General features: G+C 70.1%; 20 protein-coding genes. 5 read left to right on the top strand and 15 right to left on the bottom strand.

The features are described 5' to 3' along the window. Positions 1-18 precede the first annotated feature (18 nt). The 6 genes from ACIOGX_RS03325 to ACIOGX_RS03300 all read right to left on the bottom strand — a co-directional run bounded on the left by ACIOGX_RS03325 (position 19) and on the right by ACIOGX_RS03300 (position 9,044). Positions 19-2,433 carry a glycosyl hydrolase family 95 catalytic domain-containing protein gene (locus ACIOGX_RS03325; RefSeq protein ID WP_401909861.1) on the bottom strand — a complete coding sequence of 805 codons (2,415 nt, stop codon included), beginning with the start codon at positions 2,431-2,433 and terminating at the stop codon, positions 19-21. A 176-nt stretch (positions 2,434-2,609) separates the two neighbouring features. Continuing rightward, entirely contained in the window at positions 2,610-4,505 is a 1,896-nt protein-coding gene (locus tag ACIOGX_RS03320; protein ID WP_401909858.1) for an alpha-galactosidase D, read from the bottom strand. A 155-nt stretch (positions 4,506-4,660) separates the two neighbouring features. Further along, positions 4,661-5,584 (bottom strand): carbohydrate ABC transporter permease, encoded by a 924-nt coding sequence (locus ACIOGX_RS03315; RefSeq protein ID WP_401909855.1) that lies wholly within the window; start codon positions 5,582-5,584, stop codon positions 4,661-4,663. Next, positions 5,581-6,525, bottom strand: coding sequence for a carbohydrate ABC transporter permease (locus ACIOGX_RS03310; RefSeq protein ID WP_129767610.1), 945 nt, complete (start codon positions 6,523-6,525; stop codon positions 5,581-5,583). Before ACIOGX_RS03310 ends, ACIOGX_RS03315 begins: the two co-directional genes overlap by 4 nt. A 21-nt stretch (positions 6,526-6,546) precedes the next feature. Further along, positions 6,547-7,860 carry an ABC transporter substrate-binding protein gene (locus ACIOGX_RS03305; protein ID WP_401759388.1) on the bottom strand — a complete coding sequence of 438 codons (1,314 nt, stop codon included), beginning with the start codon at positions 7,858-7,860 and terminating at the stop codon, positions 6,547-6,549. A gap of 8 nt (positions 7,861-7,868) precedes the next feature. Then, entirely contained in the window at positions 7,869-9,044 is a 1,176-nt protein-coding gene (locus ACIOGX_RS03300; RefSeq protein WP_129767608.1) for an ROK family transcriptional regulator, read from the bottom strand. Positions 9,045-9,223: 179 nt separating this feature from the next. Here ACIOGX_RS03300 and ACIOGX_RS03295 point away from each other — a divergent pair, with 179 nt between their 5' ends. After that, positions 9,224-11,356, top strand: coding sequence for an alpha-galactosidase (locus ACIOGX_RS03295; protein ID WP_401909851.1), 2,133 nt, complete (start codon positions 9,224-9,226; stop codon positions 11,354-11,356). 35 nt (positions 11,357-11,391) lie between these two features. Here ACIOGX_RS03295 and ACIOGX_RS03290 read toward each other — a convergent pair whose 3' ends face one another. Beyond that, the gene (locus tag ACIOGX_RS03290) at positions 11,392-12,258 is read right to left on the bottom strand and encodes a helix-turn-helix domain-containing protein (RefSeq protein ID WP_401909848.1); all 867 of its coding nucleotides are present in this window, start codon (positions 12,256-12,258) and stop codon (positions 11,392-11,394) included. Positions 12,259-12,499: 241 nt separating this feature from the next. On the opposite strand from ACIOGX_RS03290, the gene ACIOGX_RS03285 reads away from it, so the two are divergent. Beyond that, on the top strand, positions 12,500-12,904 hold the full coding sequence (locus ACIOGX_RS03285; protein ID WP_401909845.1) for a cupin domain-containing protein: 405 nt from the start codon (positions 12,500-12,502) through the stop codon (positions 12,902-12,904). A 107-nt stretch (positions 12,905-13,011) separates the two neighbouring features. Next, complete coding sequence (locus tag ACIOGX_RS03280) at positions 13,012-14,049, top strand: alcohol dehydrogenase catalytic domain-containing protein (protein WP_401909842.1); 1,038 nt, start codon at positions 13,012-13,014, stop codon at positions 14,047-14,049. A 154-nt stretch (positions 14,050-14,203) separates the two neighbouring features. On the opposite strand, the gene ACIOGX_RS03275 is transcribed toward ACIOGX_RS03280, so the two are convergent. The 4 genes from ACIOGX_RS03275 to ACIOGX_RS03260 all read right to left on the bottom strand — a co-directional run bounded on the left by ACIOGX_RS03275 (position 14,204) and on the right by ACIOGX_RS03260 (position 18,877). Further along, on the bottom strand, positions 14,204-15,313 hold the full coding sequence (locus ACIOGX_RS03275; protein ID WP_356509899.1) for a glycoside hydrolase family 19 protein: 1,110 nt from the start codon (positions 15,311-15,313) through the stop codon (positions 14,204-14,206). A gap of 244 nt (positions 15,314-15,557) precedes the next feature. Beyond that, entirely contained in the window at positions 15,558-17,099 is a 1,542-nt protein-coding gene (locus ACIOGX_RS03270) for a hypothetical protein (protein ID WP_401909839.1), read from the bottom strand. Positions 17,100-17,390: 291 nt separating this feature from the next. Continuing rightward, on the bottom strand, positions 17,391-18,257 hold the full coding sequence (gene ddaH, locus ACIOGX_RS03265; protein ID WP_401909836.1) for a dimethylargininase: 867 nt from the start codon (positions 18,255-18,257) through the stop codon (positions 17,391-17,393). A 128-nt stretch (positions 18,258-18,385) separates the two neighbouring features. Beyond that, a complete protein-coding gene (locus ACIOGX_RS03260) occupies positions 18,386-18,877 on the bottom strand; it encodes an Lrp/AsnC family transcriptional regulator (RefSeq protein WP_356509518.1) in 492 nt (163 codons plus the stop codon). Positions 18,878-19,123: 246 nt separating this feature from the next. Here ACIOGX_RS03260 and ACIOGX_RS03255 point away from each other — a divergent pair, with 246 nt between their 5' ends. Further along, positions 19,124-21,016: a LamG-like jellyroll fold domain-containing protein gene (locus ACIOGX_RS03255; RefSeq protein ID WP_401909834.1), complete on the top strand. Its 1,893-nt coding sequence runs from the start codon at positions 19,124-19,126 to the stop codon at positions 21,014-21,016. A gap of 108 nt (positions 21,017-21,124) precedes the next feature. Here the strand turns inward: ACIOGX_RS03255 and ACIOGX_RS03250 are convergent, their stop codons facing one another. Both ACIOGX_RS03250 and ACIOGX_RS03245 read right to left on the bottom strand, forming a co-directional pair. After that, entirely contained in the window at positions 21,125-21,544 is a 420-nt protein-coding gene (locus ACIOGX_RS03250; protein WP_401909831.1) for an SH3 domain-containing protein, read from the bottom strand. Between the two features lie 169 nt (positions 21,545-21,713). Further along, positions 21,714-22,367 (bottom strand): N-acetylmuramoyl-L-alanine amidase, encoded by a 654-nt coding sequence (locus ACIOGX_RS03245; protein ID WP_356509524.1) that lies wholly within the window; start codon positions 22,365-22,367, stop codon positions 21,714-21,716. A 253-nt stretch (positions 22,368-22,620) separates the two neighbouring features. Here ACIOGX_RS03245 and ACIOGX_RS03240 point away from each other — a divergent pair, with 253 nt between their 5' ends. Beyond that, the gene (locus tag ACIOGX_RS03240) at positions 22,621-23,271 is read left to right on the top strand and encodes a GNAT family N-acetyltransferase (protein ID WP_401909828.1); all 651 of its coding nucleotides are present in this window, start codon (positions 22,621-22,623) and stop codon (positions 23,269-23,271) included. 168 nt (positions 23,272-23,439) lie between these two features. On the opposite strand, the gene ACIOGX_RS03235 is transcribed toward ACIOGX_RS03240, so the two are convergent. Further along, positions 23,440-24,069: a DUF305 domain-containing protein gene (locus tag ACIOGX_RS03235; protein ID WP_401909825.1), complete on the bottom strand. Its 630-nt coding sequence runs from the start codon at positions 24,067-24,069 to the stop codon at positions 23,440-23,442. Positions 24,070-24,216: 147 nt separating this feature from the next. Continuing rightward, a complete protein-coding gene (locus ACIOGX_RS03230) occupies positions 24,217-24,699 on the bottom strand; it encodes a DUF6153 family protein (RefSeq protein WP_401909823.1) in 483 nt (160 codons plus the stop codon). Positions 24,700-24,825: the final 126 nt, after the last annotated feature.

Here is a 24,825-nt window from a genome sequence, read left to right as displayed (position 1 = left end):
GGCGCGCCGCGGCGGCCCTCATCCGAGGTTCCGCAGGGTGATGGACTCACCGGGTTCGAGGTTGATCTCGCGCGTCGTGCCTCCGGCGACGACGGTCGTGCGACGGCCGCCCACGCTCTTCAGCGTCGCCCGCGTGACCCGGCCGTTCTTCCAGCTGACGTCGGCGACGAAGCCGCCCCGTACGCCCACGCCGGACACCGAGCCGGAGGCCGCCCAGGCGGCGGGCAGCGCGGGCAGCAGCTCGATGTGCCCCGGCCGCGAGTAGACGAGCATCTCGATGATCGAGGCGGCCGTGCCGAAGTTCGCGTCGATCTGGAAGATGCCACGCCCCTGCTCGACCTCGTAGATGTCGAAGAGGTTCATCGCGCTGCCGTTGCTGCCGTTGGCCGACGGCTTCAGATTGGTGACGACGAGCCGGTACGCCTTCTCGGCGTCCTTCAGCCGGGCCCAGCACAGGCCGCGCCAGGCGTTGGCCCAGCCGAAGCTGTTCATCCCGCGCGCGTCGAGCAGGGCCGTCGCGCCGTCGACGATGTCCTTCGGCGTCGATCCGTCGGGACGGATCCTGTCGCCGGGGAAGAGCCCGATGAGCGGGGAGAGATGGCGGTGAGTGGTCTCGCCGAGGTTGTCGGGCGACATCCACTCCTCCAGCCAGCCCGTCTTCGGGCTGACCACGGGCAGATACAGCCGCTCCCGCAGCCCGTCGACGGTCCTGCCGTAGCCGGTGTCCCGGCCGAGGATCTCGGTCGCCGCACGGTAGTTGGCGAACAGGGTCCACACCACTTCCTGCGCGTAGGTGATGCCCTTGGCATCCTGCGGACCGTGCTCGGGCGACCAGTCGCTGTCGGCTATCAGGACCTCGCGTGCGACTCCGGACGCGTCGGTGACGGTGGTGGTGAGCAGGCGCGCCTCCCAGAACTCCACCGCGCCCTTGAGGAGGGGGTAGATCTTGCCGAGATACGCGCGGTCCTGGGTGTACTCGTAGTGCTCGAACAGGTTCTGGCAGAGCCAGGCGTTGCCGGCCGGATGCCACCACCAGCCGCTGCCGCCATAGGGGTTGGTGGAGAAGGCGACCGTCCAGCCGGCGATCTTGCCACTGGAGTTGCGGAACCTGTTGGCCGGGTCGTTGAACAGCCGCTGGGTGACATCGGTCCAGGAGGGCACCTGCGCGAGGCAGTAGTCGGCGAAGGCGTCGAAGCAGTCGGACAGACCCGCCCGGTCGGCCAGCCAGTAGTTCATCTGGACGTTGATGTCGGTGTGGTAGTCGCCCATCCAGTCCGGGTCGTTGCCGTCCAGCCACAGGCCCTGGAGGTTGAGCGGCAGGCTGCCCCGTGATCCGGAGATCATCAGATAGCGGCCGAACTGGAGGTAGGCGGCTTCGAGTTCCGGGTCGGGGACATTGTCCCGGTCGCGGGCCCGCACCCGCTCCCAGGTGTCGAGTGCACGCTGTGCGGCGGACGACGCGCCGAGGTCGATGCCGAGCTGTCCGAACACCGCGCGGAAGTCGGCGACATGGGTACGCAGCAGACTGGTCGCCGAGTGGCCGGCCGCGTCGAGGACCTTGGTCCTGGCCAGCCGCTCCGGTTCCAGGGACGGGTCGCGGAATCCCGCGGCGGCGTCGGGCGCGTAGTTGGTGCCGCCGCTGACGACGACGGTGAGGTCCCGGCAGCCGCTGAAGGTGATCGACGTACCGCGCACCCGGACCGTACCGGTGCTGCTGTGGGCGGTGACGGCCGCGCCGTACTTCAGGCCATTGGCGAAGGAGGCGCCGAACGACGCGTAGCGCCGGGCACTGTCGGCGGTGGTGGACTCGCCGTGTGTGCCGGCGAGGGAGAGGGTGCCGGTGTACGCGCCGCCGCCCTGCTGGGAGAAGTGCAGGACGATGGCGTCGTCGGGACGGCTGGCGAAGATCTGCCGCCGGTAGGTGACACCGGAGAGTTCGTACGAGGTGGTCACCAGGCCCTGGGCCAGGTCGAGGGTGCGGTGGTAGTCGTGTACGCGGCCCAGGTCGTGGTCCGGGAGGGCGACGGTGAGTTCGGCGAGCAGGGTGAACGAGCCGAAGTCGTCCCGGCCGTAGGGGAATTGGCCGTCGCTCTGGAGTGTGTCGTTGAGACCGCCGGTCCACAGGGTGGCGTCGGTGATCAGCAGGAGTTCGGCGGCCGGGTCGTTGCTCGCGAGCGCCCCGAGGCGTCCGTTCCCGACCGGCAGCCCCTGCTCGATCATCGAGCCGGCCGAGCCGGGAGCCTGCCACCACAGCTGGTTCCTCGCGGCGTCGGCCGGGGACAGCAGGGGCGATTCGGTGGGACGGAGCGGGGCCGCCGACGCGGAGAAGGCGGGCAGGGCACCGAGCGCGGTGGCCGCGCCGGCGGCGGTGAGCGCGAGGAAGCCCCTGCGGCTGGGGCGGTTGTCGGGGGAGGGGGTGTGCGGGATGTCCACGGGGTGCACTCCATATCCGGGGAGACGCGCAGGCGGGAACGGCGGCTGCGGACCGCCGGTGTGACGTCGGGGGGCGGGGGCGGGGATCACTCGATGGGTGTGCGGGGGCCGGTCAGGGCACCGCCGGGAGCCCGGCACGGGGCCCGGGTCGTGTCACCGGGCCCCGCGGGGGTACGTCAGGAACGCGGTACGTCGATCCTGTCGAGGTCGGGCGCGTATCCGCCGCCGCTGTCGAACGTGATGGTGTTGGAGCCCGCCTTCAGGGCCAGCTGGACGCTGACGGTCTTCGCGGTGCCCCAGTCGCCGGTGGAGGGGAACTTCAGACTGCTTCCGTTACCGCTGTTGGAGGAGACGGTCACCGAGCGCGCGTCGCCGCTGACGTAGCCGACCCGGACGGTGTAGATCCCGTCCTTCTGCACGGTGATGTCGTTGAACGTCAGCGTGCCGCCGGAGTAGAGGTTGCCGACCTTCTGGCCACCGGAGCACGCGTCGCATCCGGCGAGGGAGGCGTTGCCCGTCAGGGTGTTCGCCGCGGACTCCGCCTCGTACCCGGTGGTGGGCAGCGCCTCGCCGTTGGGCTTGACGGTGAACAGACGCGAGCCGTGCGCGGGCAGGGCCGCGGTGATCTTGTTCGCGTGGCGCCCGAGGTTCTCCTTGTTCCACAGGTCGCGTACGGAGGCGTTGCCGGTGAAGCCGAAGGATGCCCAGTGGGCGGTGACGGAGGCCGGCGAGTCGCCGAGGTTGAACAGGGCGACGGTGTAACTGCCGTCGGGGTTCTCGGTGCCCCAGACCTGCTGGTCGCCCATCGGGGTGACCGGACGCGCCACGGGCGCGTCGCTCTGGTCGACGGCGATGACCTCGCGGTTGGTCAGCAGCGAGACACCGTAACTGTCCAGCCTGGTGAGGTCGTCACCGGTGTACAGGGGCGACTTGCTGATGGCCCACAGAGTCATATAGCTCTGCCGTTCGGCCTTGGTGAGGCCGTCCATCTCCCCGTTGCCGACATCGATGGCGTCGAAGTCGTTCCAGCCTCCGGGGCCCGCCTTGTCGCTCCACGCGGGGGCGTCGTCCCACCGGTCGTTGACCGAGTTCTCCCAGGTGACGAGGGTGTTGCAGTAGCACTCGATGTCGGTGTCGATGCGCCAGCCGTTGGAGTGGCGCTTCCAGTCGGCGGCGTGGCCGATGTCGAGCGACCAGGAGAGCTGGAGATGGATCGGGCGGCCGGTGGCGGCGATGGCCTTCTGCCAGGCGGCGACATCGGCGACGTTGTCGTAGTTGTCACCGGACTTGAACGAGCCGGGGCCCACGCCGTCCAGCTTGAGGAAGTCGTAGCCCCAGTCGGCGAACAGCCGGGCCTGCGAGTCGATGTACTTCTGCGCGCACGGATCGGCGAAGTCGATCTTGTAGGAGCTGTCCCAGCCGTTGGTGGTCCGCAGGTCCGGGTGGACGATATCGGCGGTGGTGCAGCCGGGGGCGTTCCAGATCGGCACCTCGCCGTCGCCGTACGCCTCCTTCTCCAGGCCGACGGGCAGATAGATGCCCGCCTTGAGGCCCTTGGCATGGATGTGGTCCGCGACCGGCTTCATGCCGCGGGGGAACCGGACCGGGTCGTGCGTCTGCCGCCCGTACGCGTCGAACCCGGGCTTCCAGTCGTTGTCGCGCCACCAGCCGGCGTCGATGTTGACGCGGTCGTAGCCGTACTTCTTGAGCTTGGAGGCGAGGGCGTCCGTCTGCTTCAGGACGTTGGCCTCGGTGAGATAGCTGTAATCGCCGTCCGGGTTCAGCCCCGGGTACTTGGACGACTGCATGCTCCAACTGGACCAGCCCATATAGGGCTTGGCGGCGATGCCGGCGGCCTCGGCGGAGGCGGCGGCGCCCGCCGTGGCCGCGGCGCCCGCCGTGGCCGCGGCGGCGGACGAGGCCGCCGCGACCGGGGCCGGAGACGTGGCCTCGGCGGCGGGAACGGCCGTGGCGAGGCCGGCGGTGACGGCCAGGACCAGCATGGCTCTCATGGTCCGGCGCGCGGAGCCGGTCCGGGCGGCCGGCGGGGCGGGGTACGAGGATGACCGCATGGGTCGCACCTCCTGTTGTCGGGTCACGGGGATCGCGCGGGTGGAACCGGGCGGGGGACGTGCGTTCCTGACGGTGGGGGCCGGCCGGCCGCTCGCGGTGACGCTCGTACGAGCGGGGTGTCGGTACGTGGACCGGCGGTACGCGGGGCGGCGGCTCAGCCCTTGCCCGAGCCGATGGTGAGCCCGCTGATGAACTGGCGCTGGAGCGCGAAGTAGACCAGCAGCGTCGGGATCGCGGTCAGCAGGGCGCCCGCCGCGATGAGGTTCGGATTGGTGAAGTACTGGCCCTGAAGATTGGCGAGGGCCGAGGTGATCGGACGCTTGTCACCGGTCTCGATCAGCGCGAGGGACCAGAAGAAGTCGTTGTAGATCCAGATGGATTCCAGCGTGGCCAGCGCCGCGAACGCCGGGCGGCACAGCGGCAGCACGATCTGGAAGAACTGGCGCCACACCGGAGCGCCGTCGACGAGAGCGGCTTCGAAGATCTCCTTCGGGATCGTCTTCATGTAGTTGCTGAGCACGAAGGTGCAGAAGCCGCACTGGTAGGCGATGTGGATGAAGATGATGCCCCAGAGCGAGTTGTAGACGAGCAGGGAGTCACTCATCCACCCCGGCAGCGGTACCAGCAGGTACAGCCGGTACAGCGGCGTGATCAGCACCTGGGCGGGGATGAGGTTCCCCGCGGTGAAGAGGATCAGCAGCGCGATGTTCCAGCGGAAGTCGAACCGCGACACGAAGAAGGCCACCGCCGCGGCGAACAACAGGGTGCCGAGGACCGCCGGAATGGTGATGAGCACCGAGTTCCAGAAGAAGCGCGGCATCCCGGACTGGCTCCAGGCGTCCGCGAAGTTCCCCAGACCGATGCTGCGCGGCCAGGACAGATAGCCGTGCTTCGTGGTGTCGGAGTAGGGCCGCAGGGAGGTGTAGACGGCCCACAGCAGCGGCACGAGCCACAGCAGCGCGATGCCGCTGAGCATGAGGTGCCGTCCGGTCTGCCGCTTCGGCCCCCGGGGAGCCTCGGTGGCACGGCGGAGCGGGGTGCGCGACCGGGGGGCCGGCGGCGTGACGGTCGCGGTCACTGGTCCTCCTTGCGGAAGGTCTGGAAGAGGAACGCCCCGATCGCCGCGAGGGAGACGAGGAGCAGGATGACCGCGAGGGCGGAACCGTATCCGATATGGCTGGACTCACCGATGATGTTGTCGGTGATGAGCAGGGACAGCAGCTCCATGCCGGGCTTGCTGCCGGTGCCGCCGCCGAGTACGTAGACGATGTCGAAGGCGCGCAGGGACTCCATGACGGTGACGACCAGGACGATGATGTTGACCGGCTTCATGGCCGGCAGCACCACCCGCAGGAAGGTCTGGCGTCCATTGGCTCCGTCGAGCGCGGCGGCCTCCTTCAGGGCGGGGTCGAAGCCCTTGAGCCCCGCCAGGTAGAGAATCATGATGTAGCCGGCGTGCCGCCAGCCGGAAGCGACCAGTACGGCCCAGAGATTGAGGTTCGGGTCGCCCAGCCAGTCGATGTGGTGGCCGGGCGATACGGCGCCGATCACCCCGTTCAGCAGCCCGTTGTCCGGGTTGTAGATGATCTCCCACATGAAGCCGACGACCGCCAGGGACAGCACCATCGGCATGAAGATGGCCGTCTGGTAGATCCGGGTGAAGCGGATCTTCCGGTCCAGCTGGTAGGCGAGGAAGACACCGAACGGCGCGGGCAGCAGCACGGTGAACAGCAGCCAGATCACGTTGTGCCGCACGGCCGGCCAGAACGGCGGGTAATTGGTGAAGATCTGGAGGTAGTTGTCCAGACCGACCCAGTGGACGTCGGCCAGGTAGAGGCCGTCCCAGCTGGTGAAGGACAGACCGATGGAGGCCAGCGCCGGCAGCCACACGAAGACCAGCAGGGCGATCAGCGGGATGCCGACGACCACCGTCAGGAAGAGGCGGTCACCAGGACCGAGCCGGCGAGGACGGGGGTGTGCGCGCGACGGGGACCGGCGCGCGGTACGCACGGAGGACATGGTGGAACCTCTCCGGTGGGATCAGGCCGTGAAGAAGCGCGAGCGCTGCGACTCGATCTTCTTCAGCAGGGCCGAACCGTCGTCCGGGTGGTTGAGCCACTCGGTGAAGCCGGGCTGGACCACGGTGGAGATGAAGCCCGGGTCGCTGTCGCGGTCCCCGAACTGGGTGATGTGCTTGGCGTCCGCGATGAGTTGGGCGGACTTCTTCTGGAGCGCGTTGTACGAGCCGGTGTCGGCGCCGGAGTTGACGGCGACATTGCTCGGGTCGACGCCCATGTAGAGGTTCTCGGCCTTGGCCCCGCCGAGGAATTCGAGGAACTTCCGCGCGGCGTCCGGGTTCTTCGGCCTGCGGCTGAGCATGAAGCCGTCGGTGGGCGCCTCGACGGTGTCCTGACCGTACGCCGGGTCGATCTCCGGGAACGGGAAGAAGTCGATGTCGGAGCGCAGGGATTCGTCGGTGATCTGCTGGCCGAGGAAGAGACCGATGATCGCCATGCCGGACTTCTTGTCGAGCAGCGACTGCGCGGCGTCCTGCCACGAACGGCCGCCCGCGCCCTTCTGGTAGTGCGGGGTGAGCTCGCGCCACAGGTCGATGGTCCTGGCGGTGCGCTTGTCGGTCCAGGCGACCTGGCCCCGCATCAGGGACATGTGGAAGTCATAGCCGTTGGCACGCAGGTTGAGATAGTCGAAGGCGCCGAGGATGCTCCAGGTGTCGCCGCCGCCGTAGCCGGAGGCGATGGGGGAGAGGCCGTCCTTCTTCATCCGCTTCGCCAGCGCGGTGAACTGACTCCACGTCACGGGGATCTCGTAGCCGTACCGCTGGAAGACGCTCTTACGGTAGAAGACGGCCCACGGGTAGTTGTAGAGCGGGACGAAGTAGTACTTCCCGTCCTCCCCCTTGGACAGCTGCTTGGCGGCGTCGCTGTAACCGGCGCCTATCGTCTCCCACACGTCGTCGATGGGGCTGGCGAGGCGCTTCTTGGCGAAGTACTGCATGCGGTAGCCGGCGAACCAGGTGAAGACATCGTCCGGGGTGCCCTGGAGATAGGTGGAGATGCTCTTCTGGAACGTGTCGTGGTCGACGGTGTTCGTCTTGACCGTGAGCGTGCTGTCCTTCGCGAAGGCGTCCGTCACCGCGGCGTACGCCTTCTTCGGTGTGGCGTCCGCGCCGTTCGAGCCGAAGGTCACCGTCTTCGGGTCGGACGCGGCCCCTCCGCCGCAGGCGGCGAGGGCGGGCATGGCCAGGGCTGCGGCCCCGGCACCGAACAGCCCCTGGACCACCCTTCTGCGGTGTGGACCCACGGGGGTCCGGGGGGTGCGGCTGTGCAGCGTCATCGCTACTCCTATTGCGTGTCTGATCCGATGAAGGACTGGATCGCGGTGGCCGCGGCCCCGCGCGCCCACTCCTCGAAGGGCAGCGGACGTGTCATCACGTCGCACTGCGCGGCGGTGCCGAACGCGGACGCGGTGAACGCGTCGCGGATGCCCTCGGCGAACAGGTCGTACGCGGCCAGGCCCTCGCCGGAGATGATCACGCGTTCCGGACCGAGGACATTGACCACCGAGCCGATGGCCCTGCCGATGGCCTCGCCGGCCCGCGCGTAGACCCCACGGACCCCGGGGTCGCCGCCGCGGGCCAGTTCCAGCGCCTCGGCCGCGGTGCTCACGGGCCTGCCCGTGGCCTCCCGGACTCCGCGCAGGATCGCCGGGTCCGCGGCGATGGCCTCGACGCATCCGTTGTTGCCGCAGTGGCACGGCGGGCCGAGCGGGTCGATGGACAGATGCCCGATCTCGCCGGCCACCCCGTGCGCGCCCGACACCACCCGTCCATGCACCACCAGACCACAGCCGATACCGGCGCCCACGGTCACCAGGGCGAAGTCGGAGAGCCCGACCCCGGCCCCGAACCACTGCTCGGCGACGGTCAGCGCCCGTACGTCGTTGTCGACCGTGACCGGCAGACCGGTCGCGGTGCCGACGATCTCGGCGAGCGGGATGTCCCGCCAGTCCAGGAAGGGCGAGTAGCGCACCACACCGTCCGCGCGGTCCACATCACCCGAGACGGCGACGCCCAGCCCCCGCACCCGCACACCGAAACCGTCGGCCTCCAGGAGCAGTTCCCGCACCAGCGCGGTGAGGGCGGGGAGCACCGCCCCCGGCTCACGGTCCGTGAGCCGTACGTGCCGGGCGACCCGGATACGGCAGCACAGGTCGGCCAGGACGGCGATGATCTCGTCGCCCGTCACCTTGATCCCGATGAACAGCGCCCTGCCCGCGTCGACCCGTACCAGGTTCGCCGGACGGCCGAGCGCCGGCGGCGCGCCTTCGTCCACCCCTTCGACCAGATACCCGACCTCCATCAGCGGGCGCACCGCCTTGGTGACCGCGGCCGGGGACAGCCGGGCCCGCCGCGCGATCTCGGTCCGGGTGAGCGGGCCGTGGGACAGCACGGTCGTGAAGACCAGGGAAGCGGCCGGCGTCGTCGCCGGGACCGCCTCATGGGGAGTGGTTGAGCGCATGGCCGGAAAGCTAGGGTGATTCTTTTCTGCTGTCAATGAAAGAAGCAGACATCGTATGAAGAACCTTCTACGGGGGTCTTCAACCTGTAAAAGAGAGATCTGATGCAGGTGTTGACAGTCGATCGAAGGAGAGGTTGGCTGCTCACCTCTCCTGTGGCGCTATTTGAACGCGAGGATCAATGTCTCTGATCTCCTTCGCCCCGGCCTCCGGGGTCTGGCTGCTCTCCACCGCGCGCACGTCGTACGCGCTGCGGATCGACGACACGGGAGCGCCCTGCCACCTCGCCTGGGGACCACGGCTGACCCTCGCGGCGGCCGCGGAACTCGTCCCTCCGCCGGCCGTGGAGATCAGCAGCTTCGAGGGCCGCCCGGCGGCCGGCGAGGAGCTGCCCGTCGACGGAGGGGCGCGCTACGGAGCACCCTCCCTGCGGGTACGGTTCGCCGACGGCACCCGCGCCTTCGAGTGGCGGTACGTGTGCCACCGCAGCAGCGAACCGGCCCCGGGAACCGCCGAGTTGGCGCTGGAGTTCCGCGACCGCCACTACCCGCTCGCGGTCACCCTGCACTACCGCGTCCACGAGGACGCCGATGTCGTCGAGCGCTGGACCGTGCTGCGCAACACCGGCGAGGAGCCGCTCACGCTGGCCCGCGCCGACTCCGCGGCCTGGACGCTGCCGCCGCGCGACGACTACCGGATCAGCCATGTCACCGGACAGTGGTCGGCGGAGGGCGTGCTCCACCGGGAGCCCGTACCGCACGGCGAGACCGTGCTCACCAGCCGGCGCGGCATCACCAGCCACCACGCCAACCCCTGGCTGATGCTGGACGCCGGTGACGCCACCGAGGACCGGGGCGAGGTGTGGAGCGCGGCCCTGGCCTGGAGCGGAAGCTGGCACGTCACCGTGCAGCGCACCCCCGACGGACGTACGGCCTTCACCGGCGGAGCCGGACACGACGGGGTGTCACTCCCGCTCGGGCCCGGCGAGGAGTACGTGACCCCGCGCTACGCGGCCCTGTACACGGACGGCGGCTTCGGCGCGGCCAGCCGCGCCTGGCACGCGTACATCCTGGCCCATGTGCTGCCGCACCCCGAGGAGTCGCGCCCCGTACTGTTCAACTCCTGGGAGGCCACCGGCTTCGCGGTCGACGAGGCGGGACAGAAGGCGCTGGCGGCGCGGGCCGCGGAGCTCGGAGTGGAGCTCTACGTCGTCGACGACGGCTGGTACGGCGGACGCCGCGACGACACGGCCGGACTCGGCGACTGGGTCCCGGCGGCCCGGGGCTTCCCCGACGGGCTCACCCCGCTGATCGAGGAGGTCCACCGGCTCGGTATGCGCTTCGGCCTGTGGGTCGAGCCCGAAATGGTCAACCCGGACAGCGACCTGTACCGCGCCCACCCGGACTGGGTACTGCACTTCCCGCACCGCACCCGCACCCGGCTGCGCAACCAGCTGGTGCTGAACTTCGCCCGGGACGACGTCGCCGAGTGGGCGTACGGCTGGCTGACGCGGCTGGTCGCGGAGAACGGGATCGACTTCCTCAAGTGGGACATGAACCGCGCCTTCAGCGAGGCCGGCTGGCCCGGCCGCGAGGGCGGCGAGGACGTGTTGTGGACGCGGTACACCCACCACCTGTACGAGGTCGTCGACCGGCTGCGCGCGGACCACCCGGGGCTGCGGATCGAGACGTGCAGTGGCGGCGGGGGCCGTGTCGACCTGGCCATCCTCTCCCGTACGGACCAGGCGTGGCCGTCCGACAACACCGACGCGGCGGACCGCGTCCTGATCCAGCACGGTTTCGGCCAGATCTACCCGGCACGGACGATGGCGGCCTGGGTGACGGACGTGCCCAACCAGCTCACCGGCCGCTCGGTGCCGCTGCGTTACCGCTTCCATGTCGCGATGGCGGGGGTGCTGGCGGTGGGCGGCGATCTCGCGCGCTGGACGGCGGCGGAGCGCGCCGAGGGCGCCGAGTGGGTGGCGGAGTACAAGAAGGTCCGCCATATCGTGCAGCACGGCACCCTGCACCGGCTGCGCGGTCCCGTCGACGACGCGCCGTCCGCCGTGCAGTACACCACCACGGACCGGCGGGAGGCGTTCGTGCTGGTCTGGCAGCGGGCACCGCGCCACGGCACCCCGCGCCCCGCCCTCAGGCTCGCGGGACTGGACCCCGCCGCACGCTACCGGGACGCCCGTACCGGCGCCGTCCATCACGCGTCGGTCCTCACCGGGTACGGGATCGTGCCCGAACTGCCGGCCGGGGACTGGGCGAGCACGTCCCTGCATCTGATCAGGGTGGACGAGGAGGCGTAGGCGAGAGGCGGGGAGGGGCCTCGGGCGGCGCCGCGTCAGGCGCTCTCCGAGGCGGCCTTCGGGTGGTCCGCGGCCCATGAGGCCAGGATGCGCAGCCCGTCGTGGGAGGGGCTGCCCACCTCGGCGGTCCAGATGACGAGCTGCTGGTCGGGGTCGGTGCTCGCGGTCAGGGTGTCCCAGTCGAGGGTGAGGTCGCCGGCGACGGGGTGATGGAGCTTCTTGGTGCCCACACTCAGCGTGGCGACGTGGTGGGCGGCCCACCACTCACGGAACCGCGGGTCCTGGACCGACAGTTCGCCGACCAGCTCCGTGAGGCGCGGGTCGTCGGGATACGTGGCGGCTTCCATGCGCAATTGGGCGGCGCAGGTGCGCGCGACGGTCTCCCAGTCGCTGTACAGCGTCCTCATGGCGGGATCGGTGAAGACCAGCCGCACGTAATTGCGGTGCCTTTCCGGAATCCGGCCGAAATCGGTGACCAGGGCGGCGGCGAGCGCGTTCCACGCGAGCACGTCCATACGGCGGCCCAGGACAATCGCGGGCGTCGCGGTGAGGTCGTCGAGAAGCCGCTGCAATTGCGGCTGGACTTTCTGGAGTGCGCGCCGCCGGGGCTGCTTCTGGTCCTTTCCCGCCAGCCCGAAGAGATAGTCGCGCTGGTCGTCGTCGAGATGCAGCACACGGGCGAGCGCGGCCAGTACGGGCGCGGACGCCTGGATGCGTCCCTGCTCCAGACGGGTGTAGAAGTCGGTGCTGATCGCGGCGAGCTGGGCCACCTCTTCCCGGCGCAGGCCGGGCACCCGCCGGAGTGAGCCGCTGTCGGGCAGCCCCACTGAGCGGGGGCTGAGCCCGGCGCGCCGGGCCCGGAGGAACTCCCCCAGCTCATTAAGGTGTGCGTCGCGGTTCATGCGCACCAGTGTCCCACCGGCCGGCCCTCCTGTGAGGGGGACGGTTTCCTCCCAGGATGAATGCGTCCCGGGGAGGGAATTCTCCCCTTCGCGGGTGGGGTGCGGGAATGCCACTCTGCATGAGGTGGCCGGTGCGCGAAGAAGAACGCACGACCGCGTGGAACCGCCGATCAGCCGACCGCGGCGGCCTTTCCCTCTTTCTCATCCGCGGTGGCACAGCACGACGCAAGGAGCGACCGGCATGGAGAAGCTGCCGCAGAAGCCCTCGGCCAAGGGGCCGGACGAGATGTTCACCGGTGACGTGTGGTTCGACGTCATCTACGCCGGCCAGGAGCCGTCCCGTATGCGGGCGAACACGGTACGTTTCGCCCCCTGCGCCCGTACCGCCTGGCACACGCACGCCGTGGGGCAGACGCTGCACGTCACCGACGGGATCGGGCTGGTGCGGTCCCGCGGCGGTGAGGTCATCGTGATGCGGCCGGGAGACACCGTTCACACCCCGCCCGGCGAATGGCACTGGCACGGCGCCGCTCCGGACCACTTCATGACACACATCGCGCTGTGGGAGGGCCTCGGCGACGACAGCCCGGAAACCCGGTGGGGCGAGCACGTCACCGATGACGAATACCGCGGCGCGACCGGCTGACCACCGGAACCGCCCCACCGGAACCGCCCCACCGGAACCGCCCGACCGAAACCGCCCCACCGGAACCAACGAACCGCCATCCCCCCCATCACCAGGAAAGGTGCCTCATGCGAGCCACGTTCATGTACGGTCCCGGCGATGTGCGCGTCGAGAACGCGCCCGACCCCGTTCTGCGGCAGCCCACCGACGCGGTCGTGCGTATCGTGCGCGCCTGTATCTGCGGCAGTGACCTGCACCCGTACCACAACATCCCGGCCTCCGAGCAGGGAACGCCGATGGGCCACGAGTTCCTCGGCGTCATCGAGGAACTCGGTTCCGACGTCGCGGGGCTGAGGCGGGGCGATCTCGTCGTGGCCCCCTTCGCGTTCGCCGACAACACCTGTGACTTCTGCCGTGAGGGCCTCCAGACCTCCTGCCGCCACGGCGGGTTCTGGGCCGCGGGCGGTGTGGGCGGCGGCCAGGCGGAGGCGATCCGCGTCCCGCAGGCCCAGGGCACGCTGGTGAAGCTCCCCGTGGGCGAGGACTCCGCCCTGCTGCCGTCCCTGCTGACCCTGTCCGACGTGTACGGCACCGGATACCACGCGGCGAAGATGGCCCGTGTGAACCCGCGCACCACGGTGACCGTGATCGGCGACGGCGCTGTCGGGCTGATGGCCGTGCTGTCCGCCAGGCGTCTGGGCGCCGAGCGGATCATCCTCATGGGCCGGCACAAGGACCGCACCGACCTGGGACGCGACTTCGGCGCCACCGACGTGGTCACCGAGCGCGGTGAGGAGGGCATCGCGAAGGTACGGGAGCTCACCGGCGGCGACGGCACCCACACGGTGCTGGAGGCCGTCGGATACATGAGCGCGTACGAGATGGCCGTCGGCGTGGTGCGTCCAGGAGGCGTGATCAGCCGCGTCGGTGTGCCGCAGTACGAGGACGCCCCGGTCGGCTTCGGCAGCCTGTTCGGGCCCAACATCACGCTCACCGGCGGCCCCGCTCCGGTGCGCGCCTACATCGACGAACTGCTGCCCGGCGTCCTCGACGGCGAGGTCGAGCCGGGCCGTGTCTTCGACCGCACCATCGGCCTGGAGGAGGTGCCCGACGGTTACCGCGCCATGGACGACCGCGAGGCGCTGAAGGTACTCGTCCGCCCCTGACCGCATCCGGCATCCCTGACCGCATCCGGCTTCCCTGGCCGTATCCGGCGCGCGGGACGGCGCCCGACGTGTGTGACGCACGACGGGGGCCGCCCGGCGCGCGGCCGGACAGCCCCCTGGATCCTCATCGTGCCACGAGACCCTGTCCCGGTGGTCAGCAGTAGAGGTTGCCGCCCGGCGTGGTCCCGAGGATCGAGACGAAGCGCTGGTAGGCGTCGACGCGGCTCTGGACCTGGGCGGGGTTGCGCCCGTCGCACTCCAGGGAGCCGTTGATGCTGCGGATCGTCTGGCCGAACCCGCGCTGGTTGACCATCGCGTTGTGCGGGGTCATCGTGCCGGGGCCGGTCTGGGTGTTCCAGTACCAGAGGGCGGTCTTCCAGGCCACGGCCGCGTCGTTCTGCACGAGCCAGGGGTTGTTGAGCAGGTCGATGCCCAGCGCGTCCCCGGCCGCCTTGTAGTTGAAGTTCCAGCTCAGCTGGATCGGTCCGCGGCCGTAGTACGCCGCCTGGCCCGCCGGGCAGCCGTAGGGCTGGCCCCAGTCGCAGTAGTGCGGGTAGTTGGCGGTGTTCTGCTCCACGACATGGACCAGGCCGCCGGTCTCATGGTTGACGTTCGCGAGGAAGGCGGCCGCCTCCTGGCGCTGGACCGTCTCGCCGCCGGTCTTCGCGAAGGCCGGGTAGGCGCCGAGGGCGGCGGTCAGACCGCTGTACGTATAGAAGGGGTTCCGGCCGGGGAACATCTGGTTGAACTGGGCCTCGGAGACCACGAATCCGCCCGGACTCGGGTTGCCGCCGCCGGTGGCCGGAGCGGACCACTTCTGGTTCGCGGCGCCGGTGCAGGTCCAGATCTGCAAGCGGGTCCCGTTGGCCGCGTTGTTGCCGGTGACGTCGAGGCACTTGTCGGCCGCGATGCTGACGATGTCCCGCGCGGCGGACACGCCCCACCGCTGATTGGCGGCGCCGGTGCAGTCCCACAGCTGGAGCACGGCCCCATTGGCGGTCGAATTGCCGGTGACGTCCAGACACTTGCCGAGGGCCCGGATGGTGCCGTCCGAACCGACGTTCCACTGCTGGGCGCCGGAGCCGTTGCAGTCGTAGAGCTGCACGGGGGTGCCATTGGCACTCGACGCGCCCGCCACGTCGACACACTTGCCCGCCAGCCCGCTGATCTGGCCGGTGGCGGCCGCGGCGGGAGAGGCGGGGAGCACGCTCAGCAGTCCCACGACGAGGGAGCCGACGGCCGCGTACGCCGCCCTGCGGGTCATGGAGGCGTACCGCCGGGCGGCCACGCGTCTCCACTGAATCCTCATGCCCATGTCATACCTTTCGCGAGACTCACACCAGTGGGGGAGTTGACAAGGGAGTTCAGTACTTGATTCAAGGTGTGAGTGAAGCCCGCGTCAAGGGTTTGGTATGGACCAATCGGGGGTCGCGCGGGCGGCGCACGGGACACGCGGCGAAGTCCCGCCCACCGGAGGCGGACGGGACTCCTCGTACCTGCCGGGAACTCTAGAAGCCGGTGCCGAGGCTCTCGACCACGTAGGCACACTCCGTGTACGTGTAGCCCGGTTCGATCTTGGTCGTGTCCGTACCGGTCGAGGCGGAGCCGCCCGTGGACTTGTGCAGGAAGTACGTGGTGCCCGCGGGCAGGCTGATCGTCTTGCTGGGGTAGTTCTCGCCGCCCTGACAGGCGGCGGCCGACGCGGCCACGGAGCTCTGGTACCGCCTGCACCCGTCGCACGCCTTGAGTTTGACGCTGCCGGTGACCGGGCCCGTGTAGAGGATCTCGACCTCTTCGGGGCTGTCGTTGCTGATGGTGACGGTGATGCTGCCGCCGGAGGCCGTCGTGGGCAGACGCTTACCCGCGGCGGGCTCGTCCTGGGCTATCTCCGCGGCGATGGCGATCTTCTGCGCGCGCGCCCGGTTCTTGTCCTTCTTGTACGTGCCGGCGAAGTCGTCCATCGTCTTCCGCGCCTCGTCGAACTTGCCGTCCTTGTACTGGTCCACGCCGCACGCGTACGTACCGGCCTGGACATGCCGCTTCGCCTTCGCCGCGTCCTTGTCGAGGGCGGCGGACACGCCCGCCGCGTCGCCCGGCAGGTCCTTGGCCTGGTCGGCGAGGGTGCGCATCGTCTCGTTGGCCGTGCACGGTTCGCCGCCCCTCAGGTCCTTGGCGACCTTGTCGATCGCGGAGCTGACGGCCGGTTCGACCCGCGCGGCCTGCGGGGAGCGGGGGAAGGTGGTCAGCAGCTCGTAGAGGTGACCGCCGGTCTCCGCACCGCCCACGACGCTGCCGAGGCCGGGCAGCCCGCACTCGTAGAGCGAGGTGGCGAGCCGGTCGTCGGGCCAGTTGACCAGCGAGCCCAGCTCCTTCTCGCCGATGCTGTCCGGCACCGACCGCAGATAGTTCAGCGGCGCGATCGCCTCGCAGTACTTCCGCTCGTCGTACGGAGCGCCGATCGTCGTGTAGTACGCGTTCAGCCGCTCGGGAACGCGTTGGGCGGCCCGGGAGTCCGCGTGGTCCTCGCGGAGGCCGCGGTAGACGGCCAGCGCCTCGGTGTAGTCGGGTTCGGCCGCCTTGAACGGCTTGCTCGTGGCGGTCCGCACGAGCTGGTCGGCCCGGCCGAGGCGGTCGAGGAGCATCTGCTGCGTGGCCTCCTCGCGCGCCCCGTCGTAGAGGACCACCCCTCCGACCGGTGCGGCGAGCAGTACGAGACCGAGCAGCACGGCGACGGGCGACCGCGGCGGCCAGGCCAGTGGGGTACGCAGCCCGCGGGCCGCGCCGTGAGCGGCCGCGAGGGCCAGGAAGACGAGGTAGGCGGTGAGCACCCCACCGGAGACACCGTCCGGCTCCGCGGGAAGGGCGATCACCAGCAGGACGCCGGTCACGATCACGCACACGGCCGTCGCGAGCCACTGGCGCACGAGGGCGTAACCGAGCCCGAGGCCCGTGAGGTTGAGCAGGGCCACCGCGACGGCCCGCACCGGGTCCGCGGGACCGGGCGGCGGAGGCGGTGCGGCCGGCGGCTGGGCGGGCGGCGGAGGCACCATGAACCCCCCGGATCCCCCGAACCCCCCGGTTCCGCTTCCGGGTTCCCCGAACCCCCCGGTCCCTTTTCCGGTCCCACCGAACCCTCCGGCCCCGGTGTTACCTCTGTCCCCGCCTTGTTGATCCCAAGACATCTGGCCCCCCAATCGGTCGGACGCGACAAACGCGCCCGTTACCGAATTCTAGTGGCCAACTGCCCTGCCACACCTACCGATTGAGGCGCTCACGGCCGATCGCCCGGACCACGGCCCGGGGGCCGCGGGCCTGCCTTCGCCGACGGAGCCGGTCCTTCTTCAGGCCGGCGCGGTGACGGCGCGGTTCTCCAGCCCTTCGCGCGTACGGACCTCCCGCGTGCGGAGTTCCTGCGTACAGCATTTCACCCCGCCACCGGCCTTCCGGAATTCCGAGAGATCCACCGGGACCGGACGGTATCCGCGGTCCGCCACCGTCGCGATGAGACCGGCGGCGTCCTGGGCGATGACCACATGGTGCCCGTCCGACACGGAATTGAGCCCGAAACACTTGGCGTCCTGCGCTGTCGCGATCACCGCGTCGGGAAAGAGCGTTTCCAGCACACGCCGGCTCCCCGGTGAGAACGCGCCCGGATAGTAGGCCACGTTGTCGTCGTCGAGCGCGAACAACGCCGTATCCAGGTGATAGAAGAGCGGGTCGACAAGGCGCAGGCTGACCGTGGGCACACCGAAGAACTCCTGGGCCTCCTGGTGTGCCTGCGGCAGCGTACGGAATCCCGTCCCGGCGAGGAGTAGCCCTCCCACCGGTGTGAAGTCGCCCTCTCCCTCGCAGATATGGACAGCGCCGCCCACCTCGAATCCGGCGTTTTCGAACCATGCCCGGTAGTGTCCGGATTCCGGCTGCCGCTCCGGAGCGAGAAAGCGCGCCCCGAACGCCCTGCCGTCGAGCACCAGAGCCGAATTGGCGGCGAACACCATGTCCGGCAGACCGGCGACGGGCGTTACTGTCTCCACATCATGGCCCAGATCCCGGTACACGGAGACGAGGGATTCCCATTGCCGGAGAGCCAGCGCGGTATCCACCGGTTCCTCCGATGTCATCCAGGGGTTGATGGCATAGCGGACCTCGAAATACTCCGGCGGGCACACCAGAAAATGGCGTTTCCTCGCTGTCCGTCGCTCTCTCATGAACGGCCCTTTCCTGGAACCGGCGACATGAGCACCAGAATATGGAGCCCCGGGACACGCGAACAAGAGAGGAATGTTGCGCGGGACCGCAACTCTGTTGCGTGTGACGGCGCGAGAGCGGCTACTCGTTAATCCGCGATCCGGGAGAAGCGCCCCGAGCCCGCCTCGGGACTGCTCGGCAGCAGATGGGACAGCACGACGAAGCTGTGCGTCTCCTTCACGAACGATTCCGCGCGGATCCGTTCGAGGACATCCTCGAAGTGCTCGACATCGAGCGCCCTGATATGGAGGATCGCGTCGGCGCGACCGGTCACGGTGACGGCCGACTGGATCTCGGGGTGGTTCCGTACGACCTCCGCCAGCCGCTTGGGCGGCGCGGCCCCCTCGCAGAACACCTCCACATACGCCTCGGTGTGCCAGCCCAGCGCCGCCGGTGTGACCACCGTGGTGAAACCGGTGATCACCTCTTCCTGCCGCAGCCGGTCCACCCGGCGCTTCACCGCGGGCGCCGACAACCCGATGGACAGACCGATCTCCTTGAAACTCGCCCTGGCGTCGGCGATCAGCGCTGTGAGGATCTTGCGATCGAGGTCATCCAGGACAGTTCCGTGACGGCGCATCAGGAATCCCCTCCACTCGGGCGCACGCGCTGTCGCGCGGCCGTAGGACGATCTTCACGCATCACCACGACGGCGTCAGCGGTGCACCCGGCCGCGCCGGAGCCCACCGTACGATCCGGGCCACTTCGCGCCCTGTGGGCCCATTCGTGCGGCGGAGGGCGGCCACCGTTCAGCTCCCTGCCACCGGAAGGACACGGCCGATCAGCACAGTGCAGCGGACACGGACATCCAGTACATGGAGTGCGCATGAGTACGGCAGAAAGCAAGAAGAATCTGGACAGACGGGCGCTGCTTCAGGCCGCGCTCGTCGTACCCGCCGCGGGCGCCGCGGTCACGGCGCTCGACACCGTACCGGCGCGGGCGGCGACAGCGACGGCGGCGGCCACGGCAGGGGGCGGCGGCCGGTTCGACGCCGACACCCCCCGGTTCACGCTGGCCGTCCTTCCGGACACCCAGTACCTCTTCGACGCCGACAGCTCCGACCCGGCGCCGCTGCGCGAGACGTTCCGGTATCTCGTCTCCGAGCGCGGCGAATCCAATATCGCGTTCATGACGCACCTCGGTGACGTCACGGAACACGGCACCGGCGAAGAGATCGAACTCGCCGCCGACACCTTCCGTACCCTCCACGGCAAGGTGCCCTACAGCGTCCTCGCGGGCAATCACGACATCGACGGGTCGAAGGACGACCAGCGTGGCGACAGCGCGTACCTCAAGTCCTTCGGACCGAAGCGCTACTCCTCCATGCCGACCTTCGGCGGTGCCTCGCCCGACGGCTACAACAGCTACCACGTGCTGCGCGCGGCGGGCCGCGAGTGGCTGATCCTTGCGCTGGACTGGCGAGTGTCGGACAGCGGATTGCGCTGGGCACAGGGCGTGCTCGACAAGCACCCGTCCCTGCCCGCCGTACTGACCACCCACGACCTCGCCTGGGCGGACGACGACGGCGCGGCCCAGCTGTCGGACAACGGCAAGCGGCTGTGGGACGGCATCGTCCGGGGCAACGACCAGATCTTCCTGGCCCTGGGCGGTCACTACTGGCCGCCGGGCCGCACCGTACTGACCAACGACGCCGGTCATGAGGTACACGTCCAGATCACCAACTACCAGGACCGCTACTACGGCGGCGCCGGGATGATCCGGCTGTACGGCTTCGATCTGGCCCGTGGAGTCATCGACGTCGAGACGTTCTCCCCGTGGTTCCTCTCCCGCGATCCGGCGAAGCGGACACCCCTGGAGGCCGAGACCATCGAACTGACCGGCCCGGTCGACCGGTTCAGCCTGGACATCGACTTCACCGAACGGTTCGCGGGCTTCGCCCCGGCCACACCGCCCGCCCCGCGGCCCGCGTCCGCCGTGATGCCGCGCGGCACCGTCGCGTACTGGCGGTTCGACTCCTCCGGCCTGCCGGACGCCGGCCGGGCGGGCAAGCCCGTGACGGACGGCAGGGTCGCCCGTGACCTGACCGGCAACGGCAACGATCTGACGGTACGCAGGCTCCACGCGAGCGGCGCCGACGCGCTGACCTGGTCGGCCGAGCACCACCTCGGCCAGCCGGCCCACGCGAGCCTGCGCTTCGACGGAGGCAAGGCCCCGGACCGGGGCGCGGTCCTCACCACCGCGGCGGGCGCCCCGCTCAACAGCGCCACCTTCACCTCGGGTTACACCATCGAGACCTTCATCAAGCTCCCTGAGCCGTTCGACGGTGATCACGCCTGGATGGGGATCCTGAGCTGGGAGGGGCGCAACGGCGACGCGGGCAAGACGACCGGCTGGTCGCCCGACGAGCCGACGTGCAGCCTCAATCTCTCCCCGGAGCGATTCCTCCAGTTCGTGGTCTACCCGCAGCGCCAGGACGCCGACCCCACCTCCTGGAGCCACGCCGTCCCGGTGGGCCGCTGGATGCATATCGCCCTCGTCAACGACGGCCGCCGTACGGTGATGTACGTCGACGGCTCGAAGATCGCGCGGAACCCGGCCCAGAAGTCGACCGGTATCGCCACGCTGGGCAAGCCCTTCGTCATCGGGGCCACCCAGTTCGACGAGCTGTTCGGCCAGGGCTTCTACGGCTGGATCGGTGACACCCGCATCGTCAGCCGGGCACTCGCGCCCAAGGACTTCCTGACACCGTTCGCGTGACGCGCGGGCCGGGTGGCGGCGGGCTCACGTCCGCCGCCACCCGGCCGCAGGCGATCCGGTGGCCCTCGCCGAAGGGAACGTCGGGCACGCTCGCTCCTCGCGGGGCGGTCAGCGTCGGCAGAACGGCACCGGCGACTGGTTCTCGACGTAACGCGCCGCGACATAGCCGGGCCGTGCGTCCCCGAGCAGGTACCAGAGGCTGTTGCCGTCCACGTTCTCGCCCCTGACCTTGCAGAAGAGGGGGATGACCGTACCGGGCCGCAGACCGCCCAGATAGCCGGAGCGGGAGGCCGGCTCCTCACGGATGCTCAGGGTGATCCGCGAGACGACCTTGCCCCTGGGCTCACCCGCGGGCACCTTCGCGGCCCGCGGGACCGGGGCACCGTCCGCCGCGGACGAGACGGCGGGGGACGAGACGGCGGGGGACCAGGCGGCGCCGGCGGGGGTCGCGGCCAGCGGCCCGGCGCAGGCGATCACGAGTACGGCGAGAGCCGAGGCGACGCGGCGCCCCCTGCGGATTCTGGACACGGTGTTCTCTTTCCCCTGTGGGATGTCGGCCCCTCCTTATGGCACGGGGGACGGGACGGCCGCCAGACCGGCCGGGATTCCTCACCCGAACGGGGCGGTGTGCTCGTTGTGTTCGGTGGCGCGGCCGGCAACGGCCTCCGACCGCGCGCGTGGTGGAACCGCGGCCGGATCAGCCGTTGACCAGAGCGAGGTACCGGTCCCAGTCCCAGAGCGGGCCGGGGTCGGTGTGCGTGGCGCCGGGCACCTCGCTGTGGGCGATGATGTGTTCCCGTGTCCTGGGGATGCCGTATCTGGCGCAGACGGCGGCGGTCAGCGCCGCGGACGACGCGTACATCGCGTCCGTGAAGTACTCCGGCCTGTCCACCCAGCCCTCGTGCTCGATGCCGATACTGCGGGTGTTGTAGTCCCAGTTGCCCGCGTGCCAGGCGACATCCTTCTCGCGTACGAACTGCCCGATGTAGCCGTCGGCGGAGGCGACCATGTAGTGCGCGGAGACCTTCTTGGCCGGGTCCTGGAAGATCTTCATCGCGTCGGGGAAGCTCTCCTGCGTCACATGGATGACCACGAAGCCGACCTGATACGTGGCCGGACGGGCGGCCACCGTGTAGTTGGAGGCGCTGGCCGGGATCCAGTGGGTGGGCGGATAGGCGCCGGAGGCGCGCGGTCCGGCGCCGGGAGCGCTCCGTTCGCCCGGGGCAGGGCGTTCGCCGGCGGCCCGTGCGGTGGAGGCGGAGATCGTGGCGAGTCCCAGCGCGGCGGCGCCGAGACCGGCCCCGGAGCGCAGTAAGGCGCGGCGGGACTGGGTGGGGACGTGGGCTTCCATGGTGTCTCCCGAAGTGCGTGGCCCGGAAGGGGTGACGCGCGTAGTACCGGTTCCATGCTGAAGCTTCCACATGGTCATGCCAATAACCGCCCGGCAAAGAAAGAAGACGGCTCCCGGTCTGGACCTCTGGCATACGCGACGCCCCCCTGGGGGCGGTTCGTCGCACCGGCCCCGTCCCTCATCCTGTCCGGCGGCCCGGGTTCACGCAAAGGGCGCCCCGCGTCGGCTGTGACGCGGGTGTAATACTCACCCTATGGTTTCGCGAGTTACGCGTGTGGGTGACGGTGTGGCCGGTGCGACGGTCTCGGTCAGGCGGGCGACCGCGCGGGACGCCCGGCGGCTCACCCGGCTCGTCCGGGGCTCCCGCGCCTACGAGGGCCCGTACGCCCCGATGATCGCGGGGTACCGGGTCGGGCCCGACTACATCGAGACCCACCGGGTCTTCGTGGCCGTGGCGACCGGAGCCGTGACGACCGGAGCCGTGACGACCGGAGCCGTGGCGACCGGGGCCGTGACGACCGGACAGGCCGCGGGCAACGCCGAGGCCGACGCGGCGCGTACCGATGAACGGCTGCTCGGTTTCTACGCGCTCGTCCTCGATCCGCCGGAGCTCGATCTGATGTTCGTCGCGGACGCGGCTCAGGGGCTCGGTATCGGCCGCCGGCTCGTGGAGCACATGACGGACGAGGCACGTGGCGCCGGACTCGACGCCGTCCGTGTCGTCTCCCATCCGCCCGCCGAGGGTTTCTACCGCAGTGTGGGCGCCCGTCGCACCGGCACCGTCGCCGCGAACCCGCCGGCCGTGATGTGGGACCGGCCCGAACTGGAGATCCCGATTCCGGTCGTCGCGGTCGCGGTGGCGGTCACGGATCGTGGGGGGAGTGGCGGAGCGCCGCTCTCTTAGCGGAGCACCGCTTTCGCGACGGAGCACCTCGTGACGGAGAACCGCTCTCGTGACGGAGCGGCGGCCTCCTGACGGAGCGGCGCTCCCGGGGTGGAGCGCCGCCCACGACCGACCGGGGACCGGGCGTTCGGCGCGGTCCCCGGTCGCCAAGGCCCCCGGGCCCCGGTGCTACGTGTCGAGCAGGTTGTTCATCCGCGTGATCTCGGCGCTCTGGGACGTGATGATGGCGTCGGCCATGTCCTTGGCGCTCCGGTCGGCCCCGGCCGACTTCTCGGTCCTGGCCATCTCGACCGCGCCTTCGTGATGCTTGACCATCAGCTTCAGGAACGCGGTGTCGAACGCCGGGCCCGACGCCTTCTCCAGCGTGGACATGTCGCCCTCGGCCATCATCCCGGGCATCGAGTGCCCCGCGGCCGAGTGATCCGCGCTGCCCTGTGTGGGCACCTGCGCGCCCCAGGACGTGAGCCAGCCGGACAGGGTCCTGATCTCCGGGCCCTGAGCCTTCTTGATCTCGGCGGCGAGCTTCCTCACCTCCGGCGAGGAGGCCCGGGTGGCGGCGAGGTCGGCCATCTCCACCGCCTGCTGGTGATGCGGGATCATGTCCATCGCGAAGGACACGTCCGCGGCGTTGTGCGCCGGGCCCGCCGCCGCCGAAGCCGAAGCCGAGGCGGACGCGGACGTCGAGGCGCTGGAGGACGGGCTTCCGTTGTCCCCGCCGCAGGCGGCGAGGGTGAGCGCGGCGGCGGTCACGGCCGCGGCGGTGGCGGCCGTACGGGCCGTGTGACGGTACGAGGTCATGGTGGAACGACTCCTGTGCGTGAGGGGAGGATGAGGGCATACCGGAGGCGGCCACCGGCCCGGCGAACCGATCGACGCGGTCGACATGAATCGACGCGCATCCAACGTGATCGGCTCGGCAGCGGGCGACGGCCGCGGGAGCGGCGCCTATATACGCAGGAGTTGGAGTTCGCTCAACGAGGGAGGGGCCCGGTCGCCCGTCGCCGTTCCGGGCGCCTGTCGAAGCGCGACGGGCACGTCGAGCGGGCCGGCGGGCAGAGCGGCGGCGAGCGAGGTCGGCAGCGCGGGGCCGGCACCGACACCGGCGGCGGCGCAGGTTGCATCCGCATGGTCCAGATGCCCGCCGCCCCCGTGCTCCTGATGCGCGCAGTCCCCGTCCACCGCGCCGGCGGCCATGACATGACTGGACGGCGCGGGTACGGAGGACGGGGGCACGGAAGCCGATCGCGGGCCCATGGCGGACGCCGGAGCGGACGAGGCCGGAGCGGACGTGGCGTGCGCGTCCGCCGTGGGAACGGGCGACAGCCCGTGCATCGCCAGCAGACCGGTCATCACCGCGGTCACCAGCAGCAGAAGAAGAACCCGCGGCCCAGTGGGGCGGGTCCTGCCACGTGGCGACCATCGCTTCATACGATCATCGTAGACAATGCGTGGCGTCCACCATGGCGCGGCCCGGCCGTGAGGAAGCGACCTCTTCCGTCCGCCGGTCGGTGACCGACCGGCGGCGCCCGCGCGGCCGACCGCCGGCACCTGTGC

The organism is Streptomyces sp. NPDC088147, from assembly GCF_044741565.1.
GTDB lineage: Bacteria > Actinomycetota > Actinomycetes > Streptomycetales > Streptomycetaceae > Streptomyces.
The sequence above is the reverse complement of the archived record's forward strand: the minus strand, read 5'-3'. Positions and strand labels throughout refer to the sequence as shown.